Source organism: Luedemannella flava (genome assembly GCF_039528515.1).
Lineage (GTDB): Bacteria > Actinomycetota > Actinomycetes > Mycobacteriales > Micromonosporaceae > Luedemannella > Luedemannella flava.
In genome coordinates this window covers 17,156-37,757 of record NZ_BAAALT010000061.1, presented here as the reverse complement: position 1 = coordinate 37,757, position 20,602 = coordinate 17,156, and the positions used below count along the sequence as shown (strand labels likewise).

Here is a 20,602-nt window from a genome sequence, read left to right as displayed (position 1 = left end):
CGCACTGCGGGCACGCGACGCCGCCCGGCTCCGCGCGGCCGACGCGGCGCCCGCGGAGGCGGAGCTGACGGTCGTGCGGCGTTACTGGACGCCGCCGGAGACGCCTCAGGAGGGCAGCGGCGGCAGCTCGTGATCGCCCTCGTACGCCGCGACCTGCTTGATGCGGCGGGCGTGGCGCTCCTCGCCGGAGAACGAGGTGCCGAGGAACTCGGTGACGATCGCGGCCGCCTCCTCGGGGGTGTGCATGCGCGCCCCGATCGCGACCACGTTGGCGTCGTTGTGCTGGCGGCCCAGGCCGGCGGTCGCGATGTTCCAGGCCAGGGCGGCCCGGATCCCGGGGACCTTGTTGGCGGCGATCTGCTCGCCGTTGCCCGAGCCGCCGATGACGACGCCGAGGCTGCCCGGGTCGGCGAGCACCCGCGCGCCGGTGTGGAAGCAGAACGCCGGGTAGTCGTCCTCCGCGTCGTACACGTGCGGACCCACGTCGACGACGTCGTGACCCTGGCCGGTCAGGTATTCGACCAGGTGCTGCTTGAGCTCGAAACCGGCGTGGTCCGACCCTATGTAAACCCGCATGGCGACAGTCTCCCAGAGGCCTATTCGGCGGTGAGGTCGGCCAGCACCAGGCCGCCGCGGGCCTTCGGGGTGAACCAGGTGCTCTTGCGGGGCATCTTGAGACGGGCCAGGTTGACCGCGACGAACTCCTCGACGGTCACCGGGGCGATGAGGATCGCCAGGTCCGCCCGGCCGGCGTCGACCTCGCCGGTGAGCCACTCCGGCGGGTAGTCGCCGCCCACGTAGACGATGCGCTTGTCGCCCGGGTCGAGGCCGAGGGCGTCGCGCAGCAGCGAACGCTCCACGGCGGCGTGGTCCATGCCGTCCACGATGGACTCCGCGCCCGCCCCGGCCGTCGGGAGTCGCACGGCGAAGGCGCGCTGGCGCCCGTACACGTGGATGGTCCCTTGCGGCGGGATGCCGACCGGCGCGGCAGCCTCGGTGACCACGGCGCCGGCCGCGGTCAACCGGTCCACCAGCTCGTCGGGGCTGACCGTCGACTCGGTGACCAGACGGTGATAGGGCTGGATCTCGACCGACTGCGGCGTGGTGATGACCGCGAGGAACCGGCTCAGGCCGCCGGTCTGCGCGGCGAGGCTGCGGTGGTTGCCGTCCGCGACGACCAGCTCGCCCGCGCCGGCCACGACCGCGAGCTCGGCCGCCAGCTCGCCGGTGACGACCCAGACCGCGTGCGTGCGGCCGACGTGGTCGATGTCCGTGACGGCGGGCGCCCCGGCAGCGTCGGCGGCGAGGCGCAGGGCCGCGTGCAGCCGCTCGCCCGCGCCGGTCTGCAGGAGCAGCACCGGGGAGAGGAGGTGCCGGGTCGCGTCGGCCAGCGCGACCCGCTCGCGCACCTTCTCGATGAACACGTCCTCGTTGCGGATGACCAGGCCCGGCTCGTCGGCACTGGTGGAGATCTGGTCCGTGTCCACCATCGCGAAGATCCCGTACGCCGCCTCGTCGGGGCGGTCGGGCTCGCCGATGCGGTAGAGCGCGACGACGCCCTCGGCCGCGGCGTAGCTGCCGTCGGCCTTCTGCTGGCTCAGCCGGGCGACGGCGTCGGGCAGGGCGTCGAGGAAGCTCCGGCCGAGGCTCTCGGGCGCCCGGTGCGGCATCTCGATCGCCAACGCGCTGTCCGCGTTCGCCCGGATGATCTCGGTGATCTCGGCGTCGTCGGCGAACTCGTCGTAGTTGCGCGCGCCCGTGCCGCCGGTGGAGATCCAGGCGCGGGCAATGGGGTGGACCACGGTCATGACCGCGACGCTAACGGCTGGCCGGTCATCGCGGGTACGGCACGCCGGACAGTGTCCGGACCGTGGGAAGACCAGCTCACCGCACCCGGCTCGCGTGCTGACGCACCCGCTGTGACCTGGACCGCAGCGGCGCGGGCGCGAGGAACCTCGGCGTGCACGCGGCGTACGTGGCACTGGCACTGGGCTGGCGGGCCGGCTCCGCGGCCGTCCCGACCATGGCCGGGCCGAAGGCGCACGGGTCGTCCGGCGCCGGCCAGCTCTCGTCCTCGTCGCCGCCGCCCGCGTCCATCGCGTTGAGCAGCGCCGCGACCTCGGGCGGCAGCGCGGTCGCCAACTCGTCCCAGTCGGTGTCGTCCCGGCGACCGTCCTGCCAGGCCCACCACTCGCGCTCGGAGACCATGAATCCTCCCTCACCGGGGGCGCCGGACCGTGCCGGCGTCACTACTCTTCGTAACGACACCTGGGCTGGCGGCGTGACGACCTCTCACCCGCATCAGGGGCATCCCTTTCGGTTACGGGTTGTCGTGGAAAAGTGTTGTTACGCAACGTGATCGCGGTTGGGGATGTGGGGTGGGTGAGCGACCCACTCTGCTCTGCTTCCCTATAGGCATCGGTCACCCTGCGTCGCGAAGCCCTTGGTAGCAAAGGAATTGGGGTGCGCTGTTCGTGCAGCTCAGGATGGTGATGCCTATAGGGAAGCAGAGCAAAGTGGGTTAGCAACGACACACGCGCCCCAGCCTGCGATCACGAACAGTGACGCACCCGGACGTCACTGTTCGTCAATGTGGCCCGGAATACGACGGGCCGCCCGCTGGAACGGCACGGCGAGGCGGCGGTACATCCGCTGGACCAGTCTGCGGGGCCGAGGGCTGTGCTGGCCGGGGGCGTGCGCGGGCTCCAGGCGCCTGGCGTGCGTGTCCACGTGGGCGCCGATCGCGGGGATGCGGTGGCGGTGCGGCAGGCGGTCGGGCGGTGACGGCTCGTGCTGGTCCGCGAAGGACGCCGGCAGTGGCGCCTCACGGCGCGGGTGCGAGCGGCCGTCCGGGCCGGGGACCAGGATCAGGCCCGTCGCGGCGGGCTCGTCGACGAGGCGCACGCTCACCGGGCCGTGGGCCATCGGCGGCACGGGCGCGCGGACCAGCGAACGGCCGTCGATCGTGCGGCACTCGGCGGGGTAGCCGACGCCACCCACGATCACCTCGCCCGGCGCGGCGGCGAAGCCGTCCAGGTGGATCGGCGGCAGGCGCAGCTCAAGGCGGGCGTCGACATGGGTGACGTCGGCCGGGGTCAGGCCCGCCGCTGGGAGCAGGCCCGCGGTCCCCAGGCCGAGGTCCACGCTGAGCTGGGCGTCGCTCGCCGCGAACGGGACGACCGCCCGCCCGTCGATGAGCGCCGGGCCGACCCCGCCGCGGGCCGGCACGGCGCGGTGCGACACGTACCCGAGCGCGGTGAACCGGACGGTCAGGTCCCACAGCCGCTCGTCGAGCGGCCTGCCGTAGGCGGCGGCGCCCGGGTAGAGGCGCGCGGCGCACCAGCCACGGGCCACGGTGCCCGCCGGCGTGTCGACATACTCCACGCGGCCGTGGGACGGCAGCACCCACTCCACCCGCGAGGAACGACCCCGCACGCCCAGCTCCACCCGGCCGCGCAGCAGGTCGGTGACGTCCAGTTCCTCGTCGGTGAGCGTGCCGGCCAGCTCGGGCGGGACGATGCGGTACACCCGGTCGCCGTCGCGGTGGAACAGCAGCGGCACGCCGTCCGGATCCACGAGCGTCGCGGCGACCGCCACCTCCAGCGCGCCCTGCCGCCAGGCGGCGTCGAGCAGGTCCGGGCGGGCGGTCACGCCGCGGTCGACGGCCGCGAGGCCGACCAGGCCCGGCAGGTCGCCGGCGCGGCAGAGCCGGGCACGGGGGCGCTCGACGGCGGACAGCACCGTGTCCAGCTGCGGACCGAGGAACTCGTGGTGCAGCTCGGCGGCGAACCGGACGGTCGCCTCGCGGGAGATCGCGCCCAGCCCCAGCAGGGGCGGACCGACGCGGGCCAGCAGACAGCCCCGGTACCAGCGCATGAGCAGGGCGTCCCGGCGCGGTCCGGACGGCAGGGCCCGGGAGACGACGTACAGGTCGCGCCGCACGGCCGACCACACCAGCCGGGGGTCGGCCGGGTCGGGCCGGGCGGTCGCGGGCCGGAAGCAGGGGTAGTCGGCGAGCACCGACACGATCCGGGCCCTCGCGAACACCAGGGCGTTCACCGCGTGGTCGGCGAGCGCCGCCGGCCCTTCGGGGAACCGGATGGCGTGCTCGCGCAGGAACCCGGTGCGGTAGAGCTTGTGCGGCGTCAGCAGGGCCAGGACGTGCTCGTCGAGGTTCGCGCGCGGCTCGTTGAACCGGAACGTCTCCCACCCGTCCGGGCCGAGCTCCTTGATGATCACCACGTCGGCGTCGTTGCCGGCCGCGTACTGCCAGGCCCGGGCGAGCGCCTCGGGGAAGAGCTCGTCGTACGGGTCGGCGTAGAGGACGTACTCCCCGCGCGCGAGGCCGGTGCCGACGTTGCGCGGGCGGCTCGCGGACCCCGAGTACGCGATCTCCTCGACGCGCAGCCACGGCCGGGTGGGTACGGCGGCCCGCAGGACGTCGGGGGTGCCGTCGGTCGACCCGTCGTCGACCACGATCACCTCGAAGGCGTCCCGCGGCATGGTCTGCGCGTCGAGGGAGCGCAGGGTGAGCATGAGGCCCGGGCCCGCGTTGCAGGCCGCCACGACGACCGTGACCTTTATCGGCACGCGGGCATGTTATGTCTGTATATGAGTTCTACGTACGGAACACGCCCTACGCGACCACGGGCTCGCGGTCGCGGGTGCGCTTCAGCTCGAAGAAACCGTCCGTACCGGCGACGAGCAGGACGCCGTCCCACAGCTTCCCGGCCGCCTCGCCCTTCGGGGCGGGGGTCACGACGGGGCCGAAGAACGCGATCAGCTCCCCGTCCGGGCCGGGCACGTGGACCACCGGGGTGCCGACCTCCTGGCCGACCGGCCGCATGCCCTCCTCGTGGCTCTCCCGCAGCCGTTCGTCGTACTCGGTGGCGTCGGCCGCGGCAGCGAGCGACTCGTCGAGACCCGCCGCCCGCAGCGCCGCGGCGATCGCCTCCGGCCCGCGCTCCCTGGTCACGTGGATACGGGTGCCCAGCTCGGTGTAGAGGCGGCCGAGCACCTCGGGGCCGTACTTCTGCTCCGCGGCGATCGCCACCCGGACCGGGCCCCACGTACCCTTGATCAGTTCCCGGTACTGCTCGGGGATGTCCTTGTGCTCGTTGAGGACGCCCAGGCTCATCACCCGGAAGGTGATGTCCACCGGTCGCACCCGCTCGACCTCCAGCAGCCAACGCGAGGTGATCCACGCCCAGGGGCAGGACGGGTCGAAGTACATGGTGACGGGTGTGCGCGTGGTCACGGATTCTCCTAGCGACAGAGTCGACAAAGCATTCACCCGTTACCGACCCAGAGGCGCGCGTGGATATTCCACGATCCGCGCCCATGGTGAATTCCGCCACCCGGAGCAAACCCCGCGACACGTGGCAGACTTCGGCCGTAGCGTCTACGCGGACGAACACAGCGGAGACTGGACGGAGAACCACTGGTGTCAGGAACGCGCAACCTCACCCAGGCCGAGGCGGGGGAACGCGCCCGCCTGCTCGACGTAACCGGGTACGACATCGCCCTCGACCTGACCGACGGCACAGGAGGGCCGGGCGAGGGCACCTTCCGGTCCACGACGACGATCTCGTTCACGTGCGCCGAGCCGGGGACCACCACGTTCATCGAGGCGGCCGCCGAGCGCCTGCGGAGCGCCACCCTCAACGGCACCGAACTGGACATCAGCGGCTGGACCGCCGAGAAGGGCCTGACCCTGCCCGGCCTGGCGGCCACGAACACCCTCGTGGTCGACGCCGACTTCCCGTACTCCAACTCGGGTCAGGGCCTGCACCGCAGCGTCGACCCGGTGGACAAGGAGGTCTACCTCTACAGCCAGTTCGAGACGGCCGACGCGCAGCGGGCGTACGCGTGCTTCGACCAGCCCGACCTCAAATCGGTCTACACCTTCCACACGGTCGTCCCCGCGCACTGGAAGGTGATCTCCAACTCGCCGGTGGCGGCCGAGGAGCCCGCCGACGTCGAGGGCGCCAAGATCGTGCACTTCGCCCCGTCGGCGAAGATGAGCACCTACGTGACGGCGGTCTGCGCCGGGCCGTACCACGAGGTGCGGGAGACCCACGACGGCATCGACATGGGCATCTTCGTCCGGTCCACCATGAAGCAGTACCTGGACGCGGACGACATCTTCCTGATCACCAGGCAGGGCTTCGACTTCTTCCACGAGCAGTTCGCCGTCCGCTACCCGCTGCCCAAGTACGACCAGGTCTTCGTGACCGAGTTCAACGCCGGCGCCATGGAGAACTTCGGCTGCGTGGTGCACGGCGAGGAGTACTACATCTTCCGCTCGGCCGTCACCGACTTCGAGTACGAGCAGCGCGCCAACACGATCCTGCACGAGATGGCCCACATGTGGTTCGGCGACCTCGTGACCATGCGCTGGTGGGACGACCTGTGGCTGAACGAGTCGTTCGCCGAGTGGGCCTCGCACTGGTGCAACACGGAGGCGACCCGGTTCACCGACGCGTGGACGACGTTCCAGTCGCTGCGCAAGAACTGGGGGTACCGCCAGGACCAGCTCTCCTCGACCCACCCGGTCTACTGCGAGATGACCGACGTCGAGGCGGTCGAGGTCAACTTCGACGGCATCACGTACGCCAAGGGCGCGTCGGTGATCAAACAGCTCGTCGCGTACGTGGGCCAGGAGGCGTTCGTCAACGGGCTGCGCGCCTACTTCGCGGCGCACGCGTGGGGCAACGCCACCTTCAACGACCTGCTCTCGGCGCTCGAGGAGTCCTCCGGGCGGCAGCTGCGCGACTTCGCGGCCCAGTGGCTGGAGACGTCGCAGGTCAACACGCTGCGCCCGCGCGTCGGGATCGCCGCCGACGGGACGTACTCGTCGGTGGTCATCGAGCAGACGGCGCCCGCCGCGCATCCCACGCTGCGCACCCACCGCCTCGCGATCGGGCTCTACGACCTCGACGGCGACCGGCTGGTGCGGCGCGAACGGCTGGAGCTGGACGTCGCCGGCGCCGAGACGACCGTGGCACAGCTGGCCGGCGTGCGCGCCGCGGACGTGCTGCTGCTCAACGACGACGACCTGACGTACGCGAAGCTGCGCCTCGACGAGCGCTCCATGGCGACGGTGGTGGAGCACATCGCGGGCTTCGACTCGTCGCTCGCGCGGGGCCTCGCCTGGGCCGCGGCCTGGGACATGGTCCGCGACGCGGAGCTCGCCGGCCGCGAGTACGTCAAGCTGGTCTGCGCGGGCGTCGCCGCCGAGACCGACATCAACCTGATCACCACCACGCTGCGGCAGGTGCAGCTCGCGCTCGGCTCGTACGTGGTGCCCGAGTGGGAGCCGGTCGGGCGCAAGCTGCTCGCCGACACCGCGCGGGCGGCCGTCACCGCCGCCGAGCCGGGCAGCGGCTTCCAGCTGACCTGGGCCAGGACTTTCGCGGCCTCGGCCCGCGACGAGGCCGACCTGGCGACGGTGCGCGGCTGGCTGGACGGCACCGGCGTGCCGGACGGACTGAAGATCGACACCGAGCTGCGCTGGTCGCTGCTGTGCGCCCTGGTCGCCAACGGCGCGGCGGGCGAGGGCGAGATCGAGGCGGAGCTGGACACCGACCGCACCGCGAGCGGCGAGCGGGAGGCCGCCACGGCCCGGGCGCTCATCCCGACCGAGGCCAACAAGGCCGAGGTCTGGCGGCAGCTCACCGGCCCCGAGAAGCTGGCGAACTGGCTGCAGCGGTCGCTGCTGGTCGGCTTCCAGCACTCGGCCCAGCGGGCGCTCACCGAGCCGTACGTGGCGAAGTTCTTCGAGGTCGTCGCCGACATCTGGGCCACCCGCGACAGCGAGCCGGCCCAGGAGTTCCTGCTCTACGCGTACCCGTCGAACCAGGTGAGCGAGGAGACCATCGCCGCGACGGACGCCTGGCTGGCGACCGAGGGCCACCCGGCCCCGCTGCGCCGCCTGGTCGCCGAGGGCAAGGACGGCGTCGTCCGCGCCGTGGCCGCCCGGGCCAAGGACGCGACCGCCGCCTGAGCGCCGACACGGCGAAGGCCGGGACCCGGTCGGGTCCCGGCCTTCGCCGTGTGATGTCTGTTACGGCTTGCCCGCGTGGTCGGCCAGCTGGGCGAGACCCGAGACGATGCCGCCGGCCAGGTCGCCGCCGCCGAACGCCGCCGCCATGGACAGCGCGGCGAGCTTGCACTCGCGGTCGGGCAGCCGGCGGCGCACCCGCTCGCCGGTGACGATCTCGAGCACCCGCTGGTTGGGCGAGATGGCGATCAGCACGGACTGGTCCGGGTCGACCAGCTCGCCGTGCAGCCGCTCGGCGGCGCCGCGGGCCGGGTCGGCCAGGTCACCGATGTAGACGCTGAACGTCAGCTCGGTGGTGCGGTCGGCGATGCGCAGCGCCTCGTCGACGCGGAGCAGCTGCCTCGTGGTCAGCGGCCCGTCCAGCACCTCGGGGTGCCAGGTCGGCGTCGCCGCCGCGTGGGTCACCTCACCAGCGGTCACTTGCGCCTCCGGTCTGCCCGTGCGGACGGTCCGCCGCCCCGGCGGCGCCCGTCAGCTGCCTGTGTTCGCCCGCGCCGACCAGCTGGCGGTCCGGCGCCGCGAGGAACCACACCGGGGTGAAGGTGAACGGGCGACCGGGCCGGTAGCGCTTGGCACGCTTCGCGCTCCCGGCGTAGACGACCGCGTAGATCAACAAGATGACGGCGAGCGCGATCGCCAGCGGAACCGCCACCGTCTTCAAGAACCCCAAGCTCAACGCCCCCAGCGGTATTAGGGAGTCCCACGTCGTTGTCACGGTAGCGGCAGGTGGGGCCGCCACCGCTCCCGGGGTGGGCCGGTCAGCCCGAACACGGCACGCAGTCAACCATGAACCGGGCAATTCACTCTTACAGGCTTTAGGGTAAATCACGCTTGATTTCTTGGGACGATGCAGGGGACGGCGATGCGCCCGCGTGCGCGTCACGGGCCCGAAGGGGTGTGCGAGCCATGAGAGTTCCCCGCATTCCGGTCCTCCTGCGCGGCCTGGCCGGCGTCGCCGCCGCCGCGCTCATGATCCTCGGGCCCGCCGCCCCGGCATACGCGTCCGGCGTCTGGATCCAGGTGACCCCGAGCACGGTCAACGCCGGGTACCAAGCCAAGATCAAGGCGAGCTGCGAGGGCAACACCAACGACGCCCAGGTGCACTCCAAGGCGTTCGGCACCGTTGTCGTCAAGCCCGAGAACGGCACCCTCACCGCCACGGTCACCGTGCCCGAGTCGCTCACCGAGGGCGGCTACGACGTCACCCTGACCTGCCCCACCGGCTCGACCGCGACCACCACGGTCTGGGTCCTCAACCACGACGAATCCGCCGAGGAGGAGGGCGCCTACACGCCGAGCGGGTCCGGCCCGCACACGGGCGGTGGGTTCCTCGCCGGTGCCGGTGACTCGGCCGCGGCCCGGGCCTGGCTGGCCGTGGGCGCCGGCGCGCTCGTCGCGGGCGTGGCCTTCGGCGTCCACGCGCTGCGGCGGCGGACCCCGGCCCGCACCCGCTGACGGCCATGCGCCACCGGCCGCGAGCGGCCATCGTGGCCCTCGTCCTCTGCGTGGTCGGGCTGTTCGCGCTCGGGATCGGCGCCGGCCAGCTCACCGGCCTGCCGACCCTGAGCCACCTGTGGGCGGCGCACGCGCGGGCCGACGCCGACCGCCTGCACCGGCCGTCGGCGCCGAGCGTCCTGCTCATTCCGGAGATCGGCGTACGCGCCGAGGTCGTGCCCGTGGGCCTGGCTTCCGACGGCTCGATCGCCCCGCCGCGCGACCCGCGCGGCGCCGCCGTCGGCTGGTACGAGCGGGGACCCACGCCGGGGCAGTCCGGCGCGGCGGTGCTCGTCGGACACGTCGACACCCGCGACGCCCCGGCCGTCTTCCACCGCCTGGGCGAGCTGCGCAGGGGCGAGCTGATCCAGGTGCACCGGCGCGACCGGCACACCGCTGCCTTCCGCGTGGACTCGGTCGAGACGTTCCCGAAGACGGCGTTCCCGGTGAAGCGGATCTTCGGCGACGCCAGCGAGGCCCGGCTCGTACTCGTGACGTGCGGCGGCCGGTGGGTCGGCGGCGAGACCGGCTACGCCGACAACGTCGTGGTGTTCGCCCGTCGCGTGCCGGCCTAGGCCGCCCGCGCCTCGTCGGCCGGGTCGGACAGCGGCACGACGTTGGCCACGTCGAGCCAGTTGGCCCAGCGCGGGTCCGGCGTGCGGTGGCCCAGGACGCGCCACGCGGCGCCCTTCGGCGCCGCGGGCGAAACAAGAAGACGCCAGCCGAGTTCGGCTGGCGTCCTGTCGCCTTTCGTGTGGTTACAGCGTGCGCACGCCGCCACCACGTTCTCCCACGCGTGTCGTCCGCCGCGGCTTCGCGGCATGACGTGGTCGATCGTCTCGGCCGGACCGCGACAGTAGGCGCACCGGCCGCCGTCGCGGGCGAAGATGGCCCGCCGGGAGAGCCCGACATGGTTGCGGTACGGCACGCGCACGTAGCGGGTGAGCCGGACCACCAGGGGTATCGGGATCTTCGACCGCTCGCTGTGCAGGATGCCCTCGCCGTCCTCGACGCAGACCGCCTTGCCGGAGAGGACGAGGATGACGGCCCGCCGCACGGACACGACCCCGAGCGGCTCGTACGTCGCGTTGAGCATCAGCGCGGCGGAGTCGCCCCTGGGTCGTATGCCGGACATCGTCACGCACCTCCCGAACCAATAGTCCCTGACGGATCGCCCGTTGGCGAGCCCCAATCGCGCTACGGTGGGGCGCCGTTTGGCCATCCGCGACGCGTGCGGTACGAAATGAGCCGTGAGCATGACCCTGGTGGCCCTCCTGTCCGAACCGACCCCGATCCCGACCCCGAGCATCGAGCCGACGCCGACCTGCCAACGGAACAGTGAGTTCTGCGAATGGCTGTTCAAGCAGACGGGGCAGCGGTGGCTCGCCGAGAGCAGCTACTACGCGCTGGCCAAGCCGCTCACGATCATCGGCATCGTGCTGCTCGCGCTGATCGCGCGGTGGCTGCTGCACCGGGTCATCAACAAGGTCATCGGCAACGTCAGCACGGGCAGCTTCCACGGGTTGTTCAACCCGCTGCGGGAGCGGATGCCGGTCGCCCTGCAGGAGGCCACGGGCGCCCGCTCCGAGCGCCGCCGCCAACGGGCCGAGGCGCTCGGCTCGGTGCTGCGCAGCGTCGCGTCGGCCACGATCTTCTCGATCGCGTTTCTGATGATCCTCAGTGAGCTGGGGCTCAACCTCGCACCCATCCTGACCGGCGCCGGCGTGGCCGGCCTCGCGGTCGGCTTCGGCGCGCAGAACCTGGTGAAGGACTTCATCGCGGGCCTGTTCATGCTGCTGGAGGACCAGTACGGCGTGGGCGACGTGGTCGACGTGGGCGAGGCCAACGGCACGGTCGTCGCGGTCGGGCTGCGCGTCACCACGATCCGCGACGGGCACGGCGTGTTGTGGTACATCCGCAACGGCGAGATCATCCGGGTCGGCAACAAGAGCCAGGGCTGGGCGGTCGTGGTGGTGGACACGCCGATCGGCTTCGCCGGCGTCGAGGAGGCCACCGGCGTCCTGCGCACGGCCGCGACGTCGCTCGCCGACGACCCCGAGTACGCCGCGGACCTGATCGACGCGCCGGAGGTCCTCGGTGTTGAACAGATCACAGTGGATGGAACGGTGCTGCGGGTCACCGCGAAGACCACGTCCGAGGCGCAGTGGCGCGTCGGCCGCGAGCTGCGCCGCCGGCTCACCGAGGCACTGGAGCGGGCCGGCATCACGAGCCAGCTCAGCGCCGCGCGCCTGCTCCTGCGCCCGGGCAGTCCCGGGGAGGCGACGAACGGCACCGACACCGCGAACCCGACCGATCCCCAGCATCCGGGCGTCGGCGGAGCAACCTGACGCATATGTGACGCTCCGGAATCAGTCCGTAACCCCATCAGGGGTCGCGGACCGGACGGTTGGTTGGTTATCGTCCGTTTGTTGATGCAGACGTAAACCGTTCGGAGGGGTCCGTTGTCGGTACGGCGCCCTCTCGACGACCGTCCAGCGACATTCCGGGAAGTCTTCGCGAGTCGGGACTTCCGCTACCTGTACGCCGCGAGCACCCTCTCGTGGACCGGCGACGCCCTCGCCCGGGCGGCCGCGACCGCGCTCATCTACCAGGCCACCGGCTCGGTGATCGCCTCGGCGGCCGGGTTCGCGATCAGCTACGTGCCGTGGCTCATCGGCGCCCCGGTGCTCGTCGCGCTCGCCGAGCGCTACCCGGCCCGGCGCACCATGGTCGCCTGCGACGTGGCGCGCATGGCCCTCATGGCGATCGCGGCGCTGCCCGGCCTGCCCCCCGCCGGGCTCCTGCTCGTGCTGCTCGCGACGGCCACGCTGACCCCGCCGTTCGAGGCCGTCCGGTCGGCGACCCTGCCCCGCCTGCTGGAGGGCGACCGGTACGTGGTGGGGCTCGCGGTGAGCTCCACGACGGCGCAGCCCGCCCAGGTCCTCGGCTACCTGCTGGGCGCCGCCCTCGCCGCCCACCACCCGCGCGCGGCGCTCCTGGTCAACGCGGTGACCTTCGGCCTGTCCGCGCTGCTCATCCGGGTCGGCGTGCGCTGGCTGCCGGCCCTGCGCGGCACCCGGCGCCAGGCCCTGGGCGCCGAGATGGTCGCCGGCTTCCGCCTCGTCTTCGCCACCCCCGTGCTGCGGACCATCGCGATCACGGTGTTCACCGCGGTGACGCTGGTGATCCTGCCGGAGGGCCTGGCCGCGCCGTGGGCGGCCGAGGTCAACCCGGGCCCGCACCAGGGCTGGGCGCAGGGCGCGATCATGACGTCCGTCCCGCTGGGCTACTTCCTCGGCGGCCTGCTGTTCACCCGGCTGACCCCGCCGACGGTCCGCACCCGGCTGGTGCGGTTCCTCGCGGTCGCGGTGCCGGCCTCCCTGCTCCCGGTCATCCTGGAGCCCGGCCTCGTCCCGACCATCGTCCTCGGCTGTGTCTGCGGCACCGTCATGGGCGGCCTGATGCCGGCCTCGAACGGGCTGTTCGTGCAGGCGCTGCCGGACGCCTTCCGGGCCCGGGCGTTCGGCGTCATGCAGTCGGGCATCCAGCTGCTGCAGGGCGGTGCGGTGCTGGCGGCCGCCTCGCTGACCCAGTGGCTGCCCGTCTCCCTGTCGGTCGTCGCCGGGGCGTGGGCCGCCCTGGCGCTGCTCATCATGATCGCGGTCTGCGTGCGTTGGCCCTCGCAGCAGGCGTTCACGGAGGCCCGCGAGTCGGCGGCCCGGGCGAACGCCACCGGCCCGGACGCGCCCACGGTGTGAGCCTCGCCGCACGCCCCGCGAGTCGTGCGCGGCGGGCTGGCACGATGGGTGGCGTGACGAACGACGTGCCCGCCTCCCCGATGCGGGTGACCCCGGCGCCCGCCGACCCCGCCATCACGTTCTACGAGGCGGTCGGCGGCGAGGCCACGTTCCGGCTCCTGGTCGACGAGTTCTACGCCGGCGTCGCCGAGGACCCCCTGCTGCGCCCCCTCTACCCCGAGGACGACCTGGGTCCGGCCAACGACCGGCTGCGCCTCTTCCTGATCCAGTACTGGGGCGGCCCGGGCACGTACCAGGAGCAGCGTGGGCACCCACGGCTGCGGATGCGGCACGCGCCGTTCGTGATCGGCCCGGCCGAGCGCGACGCCTGGCTGCACCACATGCGGCGGGCCGTCGACGCCCTCAACCTCCCCGCCGACCAGGCCACCACACTCTGGGACTACCTGGAGCGCGCGGCGTACTTCATGGTCAACGCGACCGACGTCTGACGCATCCCGACCCGGCCACAACTCGTTGAGCCGGACATGCGTTGGCCCACCACGGCGGTTCCGATCATCGTCGCGGCGCTCGCCCTCACCGGCGCGCTCGCCGCGGCCCCCGCACATGCCGACATGGGCCAGAACGGTGTCGTGTCCCCCGATCCGGTGAACTGGACGCCGCACGTGCTCGACGGCACGGTGTACGCGATCGTCCAGATCGGCCCGACGGTTGTCGTCGGCGGCGACTTCAACGACGTCCAGGACGGCCGTACGGGCCGCGTCATCCGCCAGCCCTACCTGTTCGCGTTCGACGTCCGCAGCGGCGCCATACTGCCGTTCTGGCCCCGGTTCGACGGCCCGGTGCTGGCGCTGACCCCCGGCCCGACCGGCACGGTGCTGGCGGGCGGCTCGTTCGCCTACGTCAACGGCGGGTTCCGGCGGGGCCTCGCGCTGATGTCGCTGTGGACGGGCGACGCGGTGCCGTCGTTCCGCGCCACCATCAACGGCGGCGACGTGCGGACGCTGGCCACGCACGGCGGCGAGGTCTACGTCGGCGGCACGTTCGGCGCGATCGGCGGCTACCGGCGCACCGGCCTGGCCCGGATCCTCGCCAGCACCGGCGCCGTCGACCAGGACTTCGCGCTGGAGATCGCGGGCGGCCGGTTCAACCGGGCGAAGATCGAGGACCTCGCCCTGAGCCCGGCCGGCGACCGCCTCGTCGCCATCGGCGCGCTGAGCCGGGTCGACGGCTGGCTCCGACCCCAACTGGCGATGATCGACACGGGAGCACGCCCGGCACGGCTCTCGTCGTGGTTCACCGAGGTGTACGCGCCGCCGTGCCGGGCCGGCTTCGACACGTACCTGCGCGCGGTGGACTTCTCCCCCGACGGCCGCTACTTCGTGGTGGTGACCACGGGCCGGGCGTCCCGACCCGACCGGATGTGCGACACGGCGGCCCGGTTCGAGACCGGCGGCGTGGGCAGCCAGGTCCCCACCTGGGTCAACCACACGGGCGGCGACTCGCTGTACGCGGTGAGCGTCACGGGCTCGGCGGTGTACGTCGGCGGCCACCAGCGCTGGATGAACAACCCGTACGGCTATGAGCGGCCCGGCCCGGGCGCGGTGAACCGGCCGGGCATCGCGGCCCTCGACCCGCGCAACGGCGGCGCCCTGTACTGGAACCCCACGCGCTCACGCGGTGTCGGCACACGCGCCCTCGTGGCGACACGCGACGGCCTGTTCGTGGGCTCCGACACCGACCGCCTCGGCGGCGAGTACCACGCCCGCCTCGGCATGTTCCCGCTCTACCGCTGATCGTCGGCTACACGGCGTCATGCAGCTGGAGGTGACGGAGCGTGGTTGTTCTCGGTCGGCGGCTGGCATCGCCTCACTGCCTTTGCTCTGCTTCCCTATAGGAATCACGCCGACTGCCTGCTGAAACTACGCGGAGCTACGGCGCGCGCCTTCCACGCCACTTCGCTCTGCGTAAGCGATTCCTATGAGGAAGCAGAGCAAAGTCGGTGGGGTGACACGCATCGCGTGGCAGCGCTATGACCCACAGTGATGGCCAATAGCGCGACAACGCCGGTGGAGGGCATCGCCTACCGTCTAGCGGCATGACCCCTCGGCACCGCCCGCGCGCCCGCGCGCCCCGCATCGTCGCGTTCCTCGCCGCCGTCAGCCTCGCCGTGGGTGGGTGCCAGCTCGGCGGGCCGGAGCCGCAGTGGACGGCGCCGCGCACGTCCGCCGAGGCGTCGGGTCCGACCACGCCCCCGACAACGACGCCCGGCACGGAGCCGGGGCTGTCCAGCCCGGTCACCGATCCGGTCTACCCGGACTACGGCAACGCGTCGCTCGACGTCCTGCGCTACGACCTCGACCTGGCGTGGAATCCCACCCGCAAGGAGCTGACCGGGGTCGCCACGCTCGACATCCGGCCGGTGCGCGGCCTCGACAAGCTGCGGCTCGACTTCTCCAAGGCGTACAAGGTCGAGTCGGTCCAGGTCAACGGAGCGCAGGCGCCGCACCGGATCGACGGCAGCGACCTGGTGGTCGATACGCGGCAACTCCAACCGGACACGCGCGTCACGCTCAAGGTTGAGTACTCCGGCGTGCCGAAGCCGGTGAAGATGCCGTCGGACCGGGGCGACTTCGACGAAGGTCTCGGCCTGCGGGCGGAGTCGGACGGGTCGGCCTGGACGATGCAGGAGCCCTACGGCGCGTCCACCTGGTACCCCGCCAACGACCACCCGTCCGACGAGGCGATGTACGACATCCGGGTCACCGTGCCGAGGGGCTGGTCGGGCATCGCCAGCGGCGAACTGGTGGACACGAAGCAGAACGGCGACACCACGACGTTCGTGTGGCGCTCCAGCGACCCGGTGGCGAGCTACCTGACCACGCTGGCCGTAGGGAAGTACACGAAGGTCACCGACACCGGGCCGCGCGGCATGCCGATCACGTACTGGCTGCGCACGGGGCACGACGAGGGCATGCGGCCGGTGTTCGAGCGCACCCCGGAGATCATCGCCTGGCTGGAGAAGCGCTACGGGCCGTACCCGTTCGCCTCCGCCGGCATCGTCTCGGTGTCGTCCACGTCGGCGATGGAGACCCAGCAGATGATCACGCTGGGTGGCGACCTGGTCGACGAGATGCAGGGCAGCGAGGTGGAGAAGCGCGAGTACCTGGCCGAGGTCATCGCCCACGAGTTGGCGCACCAGTGGTTCGGCAACGCGGTCACGCCGCGTGACTGGCGCTCGGTCTGGCTCAGCGAGGGCATGGCCATGTACATCGAGGGCGAGTGGCTGATCGCCGACGGGTTCGCCGACCGCGACAAGTGGATCGAGTGGCTGCGCGAGGCGGACCGGGAGTCCCGCCGCGTCGCCGGCCCGCCCGGCAAGTGGAAGGCCGACCACTTCGCGGAGAACAACATCTACGTGGGGCCGGCGCTCATGCTCTACGAGTTCCGCAAGAGGATCGGCGCCACGGCGGTCGACAAGCTGTTGCGCGACTGGGTGCAGACCCAGCGCAACCAGCCTGTCGACCGCGAAAGTTTCACAGCTTTCGTCAAGCTCCGCCACCCGGACCTGGTGCCCGTGCTGGACGAGTGGCTCGACTCGCCGACCACGCCCACGGGGACGTGACCGGCGGCAAGCGTCTTACAGGAGGGCGCCGTCCTCGTGCAGCCAGTCCACGAAGGCACTGGTCACGGCGGCGGCGCAGTCCAGCAGCTCGTCGAGGAGCTGGTCGTGCACGCCGGAGAGCAGGGGGACCTGCACCTCGGCGTAGATCGGCAGCTGACCGCGCTCGGTCGGGTCGCCCACGTACGCCTTGCAGAAGCGGCGGGTGTGGTTCCACTCGTTGACCACGCGGTACGCCCGGTCCACCCAGTCGGGCGGGGTTGTGGCGTGCGGCCGGCCACGCATGACCAGGATCTCGTCGTCCGGGCCCTCCAGCGCGAAGAGCAGCGCGTGCCGCTCCCACATGGCCAGCAGGCTGCCGTCGCCGTCCGTCAGGTAGCGGATCTCGAGGCGGTCGAGCGCCTCCGCGACCCGGGCCATCGTGACGGGCTTCGCCGTCGACTCGGGGGTGCGCTGCGTCGGCACATCGACGCGGCGAACCGCAGTTTCCAGGGCGCCACCGGCGTCGAGCAGCGCGGCCGTGGCCGCGTCAAATTCGCGATCGGTCAGCGAACCAAGTTCCGTGACGCCGCCACCCGCACCGTCGGTGCGCGTACGCGTGCGCTTTGTTTCCCGCCAAGGCCACCACGCCATCGTTGACGAACCCCTCCCCACGTCGACTTGGGCCACGGGGCCCGACGCTACTTGGATCGGCATGCGACGCAAGTCCTTGAGGCAAAGTCGTGATCCAAAAGGACGACAGCGCATCAGCCAAACAGTTAACAGGTAAGCGACGCTCAACTCAACCGGAGCGGGGATGTTGACGCCAACCACGTGGAACCGTACTCGCCGGAGAGTCCCTTCCAAGACCCGGAAGCACGCACCGTGACCAAACCGTCACGACCGCTTCCGTGAAAGTTCATCCTGACGAGGCCCTGCACAAGCCGCTGCGGGATCTCCACCGAGCGGCCGCCCTCGGCGGTCACCACGACCGCCACGTGGTCGAGCAGCGCGTCGCGCAGCACCCGCTCGCCGACCGGCCGGTCGCCCACGCCCTCGGCCGAGGCGGTGCGCAGCGTCTCCTCGGCCGCGCGGGCCAGCCCCACGACCTCGTCCACGGGCAGGCCCTCCACGGCCGGCACGTTCATCGGTGGCAGGGGCCACATCCAGGCGCTGTCGCGGCGCACGGGCGGCGGCAGCTCCGGATCGTCGAGTCGGGCGAGCAGGTCGGCCGCGGCGAGCGTCACGTCGCCGTCCAGGTGGGCGGCGATCGTCCGGCTGGCCAGCACCTTGAACGGCAGCATCCCCCACAGCTGCACCAGGCCCGGCCCGGCGGGGCGCAACCGCACCACCGCGAGCGGGTCCAGCCGCGACAGCCGGTAGGCGAACGCACCCACGTCCGCCCGCGCGTCCGGGGGAATCACGGCCGCGCCCAGTCGGACAGGAACGCGCGCTCGGCCTCGGTGAGTCGCCGCGGCCGGCCGCTTCCAAGATCATATGGTACGAGCACGGAGCGCGCCCGGCTCGCGAGCACCTCCCCGTCGAACAGCTCGTACGCGACCGTGAAGCGGCTCGCCCGCAGCTCCTCGATCCACAGCTCGATCCGCACGGTCGGCGGCGCGTCCTTGACCACGGCGTAGTCCACCGGCCGCAAATAGTCGATCTCGTGCCGGGCGATCACCACGGCCTTGTTGAACGTCTCCACCCCCGCGGCCCGGGCCTCGACGAACACGAGGGCGACGCGCGCCTCCTCGTAGAGCGTGAGGAAGCGCGCGTTGTTCACGTGGCCGTACGCATCAAGATCCGACCAGCGCAGGGGGCACTCGTACCGGTAGCGCACCGCTCAGTCGCGGGTGAGCTTGCGGTAGGTCACCCGGTGCGGGCGGGCCGCCTCGGCGCCCAGCCGCTCGACCTTGTTCTTCTCGTACGCCTCGAAGTTGCCCTCGAACCAGAACCAGCGCGACGGGTCGGCCTCGTCGCCCTCCCAGGCCAGAATGTGGGTGGCGACCCGGTCGAGGAACATCCGGTCGTGGGAGATGACCACGGCGCAGCCCGGGAACTCCAGCAGCGCGTTCTCCAGGCTGGACAGCGTCTCGACGTCCAGGTCGTTGGTCGGCTCGTCGAGCAGGATCACGTTGCCGCCGATCTTGAGCGTCAGCGCCAGGTTGAGCCGGTTGCGCTCGCCGCCGGACAGCACGTTGACCGGCTTCTGCTGGTCGGGCCCCTTGAACCCGAACGCCGCCACGTACGCCCGGCTGGGCATCTCGACCTTGCCGACCATGAGGTGGTCCAGGCCGTCGGAGACGACCTCCCAGACGGTCTTGGCGCTGTCCAGGCCGGCCCGGTTCTGGTCGACGTAGGACAGGGAGACCGTCTCGCCGACCTTCACCCCGCCGCTGTCCGGCTGCTCCAGCCCGACGATGGTCTTGAACAGGGTGGTCTTGCCGACGCCGTTGGGGCCGATGATGCCGACGATGCCGTTGCGCGGCAGGGTGAACGAGAGGTCCTTGATCAGCACCCGGCCGTCGAAGCCCTTGTCCAGGCTCTTGACCTCGATCACCGTGTTGCCCAGGCGCGGGCCCGGCGGGATCTGGATCTCCTCGAAGTCGAGCTTGCGGGTCTTCTCCGCCTCGCTGGCCATCTCCTCGTACCGCGCGAGGCGGGCCTTGGACTTGGTCTGGCGCGCCTTCGCGTTCGAGCGCACCCAGTCGAGCTCCTCGGTGAGGCGCTTCTGCAGCTTGGCGTCCTTGCGGCCCTGCACGGCCAGGCGCTCGGCCTTCTTGGCCAGGTACGTCGAGTAGTTGCCCTCGTACGGGTACGCCCGGCCGCGGTCCAGCTCGAGGATCCACTGGGCGACGTTGTCGAGGAAGTACCGGTCGTGGGTGATCGCGATGACCGTGCCCGGGTACTTGGCGAGGTGCTGCTCCAGCCACTGCACGCTCTCGGCGTCGAGGTGGTTGGTGGGCTCGTCGAGCAGCAGCAGGTCGGGCTGCTCCAGCAGCAGCTTGCACAGCGCCACCCGGCGCTTCTCGCCGCCGGAGAGCTGGCTCACGTCGGCGTCCGGGGGCGGGCAGCGCAGCGCGTCCATGGCCAGCTCGAGCTTGGAGTCGAGGTCCCAGGCGTCGGCGTGGTCGAGCTCCTCCTGCAGCCGTCCCATCTCGTCCATCAGCTCGTCCGAGTAGTCGGTGGCCATGAGCTCGGCGATCTCGTTGAACCGGGCGACCTTGGCCTTGGTCTCGGCCACGGCCTCCTCTATGTTGCCCAGGACGGTCTTGGACTCGTCCAGCCGCGGCTCCTGGGCGACCATGCCGACGGTGTAGCCGGGCATGAGGCGCGCCTCGCCGTTGCTCGGCCGGTCCAGGCCCGCCATGATCTTGAGCAGGCTCGACTTGCCGGCGCCGTTCGGGCCGACCACGCCGATCTTCGCCCCGGGCAGGAAGTTCAGCGTGACGTTGTCCAACACGACCTTGTCGCCGTGCGCCTTGCGCGCCTTCTCCAGGGTGTAGATGAACTGAGCCACTGTGCGCCGTACCTCCGCGTGGGGTTGTCACCTCGGGACGCCCGCGAACAGGCGGACGCCGGTCTCCAATCTTTCCAGCACCGCGGCCGGGGGCGGGCACCGGCCCGCGGCGACACGGCGAGCGCCACATCACACATGGCCCGGATGAAGATCGGGTATGGACCGCGCCG

At 71.8% G+C, this 20,602-nt stretch carries 20 protein-coding genes; 8 read left to right on the top strand and 12 right to left on the bottom strand.

Annotated elements, in window-relative coordinates; all coding sequences use genetic code 11:
- Positions 1–105 precede the first annotated feature (105 nt).
- From ABD211_RS12655 to ABD211_RS12635, 5 genes are all read right to left on the bottom strand, one after another.
- Positions 106–576 carry a ribose-5-phosphate isomerase gene (locus tag ABD211_RS12655; protein ID WP_344129813.1) on the bottom strand — a complete coding sequence of 157 codons (471 nt, stop codon included), beginning with the start codon at positions 574–576 and terminating at the stop codon, positions 106–108.
- A gap of 20 nt (positions 577–596) precedes the next feature.
- Positions 597–1,808 carry a DUF1015 family protein gene (locus ABD211_RS12650; RefSeq protein WP_344129810.1) on the bottom strand — a complete coding sequence of 404 codons (1,212 nt, stop codon included), beginning with the start codon at positions 1,806–1,808 and terminating at the stop codon, positions 597–599.
- A gap of 76 nt (positions 1,809–1,884) precedes the next feature.
- The gene (locus tag ABD211_RS12645) at positions 1,885–2,208 is read right to left on the bottom strand and encodes a hypothetical protein (protein ID WP_344129807.1); all 324 of its coding nucleotides are present in this window, start codon (positions 2,206–2,208) and stop codon (positions 1,885–1,887) included.
- 369 nt (positions 2,209–2,577) lie between these two features.
- Positions 2,578–4,590, bottom strand: a complete 2,013-nt coding sequence (locus tag ABD211_RS12640) for a glycosyltransferase (protein ID WP_344129804.1) — start codon at positions 4,588–4,590, stop codon at positions 2,578–2,580.
- Positions 4,591–4,636: 46 nt separating this feature from the next.
- Positions 4,637–5,233: a DsbA family protein gene (locus ABD211_RS12635; RefSeq protein ID WP_344129824.1), complete on the bottom strand. Its 597-nt coding sequence runs from the start codon at positions 5,231–5,233 to the stop codon at positions 4,637–4,639.
- Positions 5,234–5,443: 210 nt separating this feature from the next.
- Between ABD211_RS12635 and pepN the strand changes: the two genes are divergently transcribed.
- Complete coding sequence (gene pepN, locus ABD211_RS12630) at positions 5,444–8,005, top strand: aminopeptidase N (RefSeq protein WP_344129801.1); 2,562 nt, start codon at positions 5,444–5,446, stop codon at positions 8,003–8,005.
- 60 nt (positions 8,006–8,065) lie between these two features.
- Here pepN and ABD211_RS12625 read toward each other — a convergent pair whose 3' ends face one another.
- Positions 8,066–8,482: a DUF5130 family protein gene (locus ABD211_RS12625; RefSeq protein WP_344129798.1), complete on the bottom strand. Its 417-nt coding sequence runs from the start codon at positions 8,480–8,482 to the stop codon at positions 8,066–8,068.
- Complete coding sequence (gene ctaJ / locus ABD211_RS12620; protein ID WP_344129795.1) at positions 8,469–8,714, bottom strand: aa3-type cytochrome oxidase subunit CtaJ; 246 nt, start codon at positions 8,712–8,714, stop codon at positions 8,469–8,471. Before ctaJ ends, ABD211_RS12625 begins: the two co-directional genes overlap by 14 nt.
- Before the next feature lie 254 nt (positions 8,715–8,968).
- On the opposite strand from ctaJ, the gene ABD211_RS12615 reads away from it, so the two are divergent.
- Together ABD211_RS12615 and ABD211_RS12610 are read left to right on the top strand one after the other, a co-directional pair.
- The gene (locus ABD211_RS12615; protein ID WP_344129792.1) at positions 8,969–9,517 is read left to right on the top strand and encodes a hypothetical protein; all 549 of its coding nucleotides are present in this window, start codon (positions 8,969–8,971) and stop codon (positions 9,515–9,517) included.
- 5 nt (positions 9,518–9,522) lie between these two features.
- Positions 9,523–10,131: a class F sortase gene (locus ABD211_RS12610; RefSeq protein WP_344129789.1), complete on the top strand. Its 609-nt coding sequence runs from the start codon at positions 9,523–9,525 to the stop codon at positions 10,129–10,131.
- Here the strand turns inward: ABD211_RS12610 and ABD211_RS12605 are convergent.
- Positions 10,128–10,691 carry an HNH endonuclease gene (locus tag ABD211_RS12605; protein ID WP_344129786.1) on the bottom strand — a complete coding sequence of 188 codons (564 nt, stop codon included), beginning with the start codon at positions 10,689–10,691 and terminating at the stop codon, positions 10,128–10,130. The genes ABD211_RS12610 and ABD211_RS12605 overlap by 4 nt on opposite strands.
- Positions 10,692–10,812: 121 nt before the next feature.
- On the opposite strand from ABD211_RS12605, the gene ABD211_RS12600 reads away from it, so the two are divergent.
- From ABD211_RS12600 to ABD211_RS12580, 5 genes are all read left to right on the top strand, one after another.
- Positions 10,813–11,904 (top strand): mechanosensitive ion channel family protein, encoded by a 1,092-nt coding sequence (locus ABD211_RS12600; protein WP_344129821.1) that lies wholly within the window; start codon positions 10,813–10,815, stop codon positions 11,902–11,904.
- A 114-nt stretch (positions 11,905–12,018) separates the two neighbouring features.
- Complete coding sequence (locus ABD211_RS12595; RefSeq protein ID WP_344129783.1) at positions 12,019–13,314, top strand: MFS transporter; 1,296 nt, start codon at positions 12,019–12,021, stop codon at positions 13,312–13,314.
- 80 nt (positions 13,315–13,394) lie between these two features.
- Positions 13,395–13,802 (top strand): globin, encoded by a 408-nt coding sequence (locus ABD211_RS12590; RefSeq protein ID WP_344129818.1) that lies wholly within the window; start codon positions 13,395–13,397, stop codon positions 13,800–13,802.
- Between the two features lie 36 nt (positions 13,803–13,838).
- The gene (locus tag ABD211_RS12585) at positions 13,839–15,107 is read left to right on the top strand and encodes a PKD domain containing protein (RefSeq protein WP_344129780.1); all 1,269 of its coding nucleotides are present in this window, start codon (positions 13,839–13,841) and stop codon (positions 15,105–15,107) included.
- Positions 15,108–15,409: 302 nt separating this feature from the next.
- On the top strand, positions 15,410–16,936 hold the full coding sequence (locus tag ABD211_RS12580) for a M1 family metallopeptidase (protein ID WP_344129777.1): 1,527 nt from the start codon (positions 15,410–15,412) through the stop codon (positions 16,934–16,936).
- A gap of 15 nt (positions 16,937–16,951) precedes the next feature.
- Here ABD211_RS12580 and ABD211_RS12575 read toward each other — a convergent pair whose 3' ends face one another.
- The 4 genes from ABD211_RS12575 to ettA all read right to left on the bottom strand — a co-directional run bounded on the left by ABD211_RS12575 (position 16,952) and on the right by ettA (position 20,432).
- Positions 16,952–17,566: a type III secretion system chaperone family protein gene (locus tag ABD211_RS12575; RefSeq protein WP_344129774.1), complete on the bottom strand. Its 615-nt coding sequence runs from the start codon at positions 17,564–17,566 to the stop codon at positions 16,952–16,954.
- Positions 17,567–17,709: 143 nt separating this feature from the next.
- Complete coding sequence (locus ABD211_RS12570) at positions 17,710–18,336, bottom strand: DUF8185 domain-containing protein (RefSeq protein WP_344129771.1); 627 nt, start codon at positions 18,334–18,336, stop codon at positions 17,710–17,712.
- Entirely contained in the window at positions 18,333–18,752 is a 420-nt protein-coding gene (locus ABD211_RS12565) for an acyl-CoA thioesterase (RefSeq protein ID WP_344129768.1), read from the bottom strand. Before ABD211_RS12565 ends, ABD211_RS12570 begins: the two co-directional genes overlap by 4 nt.
- A gap of 3 nt (positions 18,753–18,755) precedes the next feature.
- Positions 18,756–20,432 (bottom strand): energy-dependent translational throttle protein EttA, encoded by a 1,677-nt coding sequence (ettA, locus tag ABD211_RS12560; RefSeq protein ID WP_344129765.1) that lies wholly within the window; start codon positions 20,430–20,432, stop codon positions 18,756–18,758.
- Between the last annotated feature and the right edge of the window lie 170 nt (positions 20,433–20,602).

Coding starts and splice junctions, on each gene's coding strand:
- ABD211_RS12605 (WP_344129786.1), bottom strand. CDS start 10,691: ATGTCCGGCATACGACCCAGGGGCGACTCCGCCGCGCTGATGCTCAAC.
- ABD211_RS12655 (WP_344129813.1), bottom strand. CDS start 576: ATGCGGGTTTACATAGGGTCGGACCACGCCGGTTTCGAGCTCAAGCAG.
- ABD211_RS12575 (WP_344129774.1), bottom strand. CDS start 17,566: ATGGCGTGGTGGCCTTGGCGGGAAACAAAGCGCACGCGTACGCGCACC.
- ABD211_RS12610 (WP_344129789.1), top strand. CDS start 9,523: ATGCGCCACCGGCCGCGAGCGGCCATCGTGGCCCTCGTCCTCTGCGTG.
- ABD211_RS12635 (WP_344129824.1), bottom strand. CDS start 5,233: ATGTACTTCGACCCGTCCTGCCCCTGGGCGTGGATCACCTCGCGTTGG.
- ABD211_RS12580 (WP_344129777.1), top strand. CDS start 15,410: ATGACCCCTCGGCACCGCCCGCGCGCCCGCGCGCCCCGCATCGTCGCG.
- ABD211_RS12600 (WP_344129821.1), top strand. CDS start 10,813: ATGACCCTGGTGGCCCTCCTGTCCGAACCGACCCCGATCCCGACCCCG.
- ABD211_RS12615 (WP_344129792.1), top strand. CDS start 8,969: ATGAGAGTTCCCCGCATTCCGGTCCTCCTGCGCGGCCTGGCCGGCGTC.
- ABD211_RS12650 (WP_344129810.1), bottom strand. CDS start 1,808: ATGACCGTGGTCCACCCCATTGCCCGCGCCTGGATCTCCACCGGCGGC.
- ABD211_RS12590 (WP_344129818.1), top strand. CDS start 13,395: ATGCGGGTGACCCCGGCGCCCGCCGACCCCGCCATCACGTTCTACGAG.
- ABD211_RS12645 (WP_344129807.1), bottom strand. CDS start 2,208: ATGGTCTCCGAGCGCGAGTGGTGGGCCTGGCAGGACGGTCGCCGGGAC.
- ABD211_RS12585 (WP_344129780.1), top strand. CDS start 13,839: ATGCGTTGGCCCACCACGGCGGTTCCGATCATCGTCGCGGCGCTCGCC.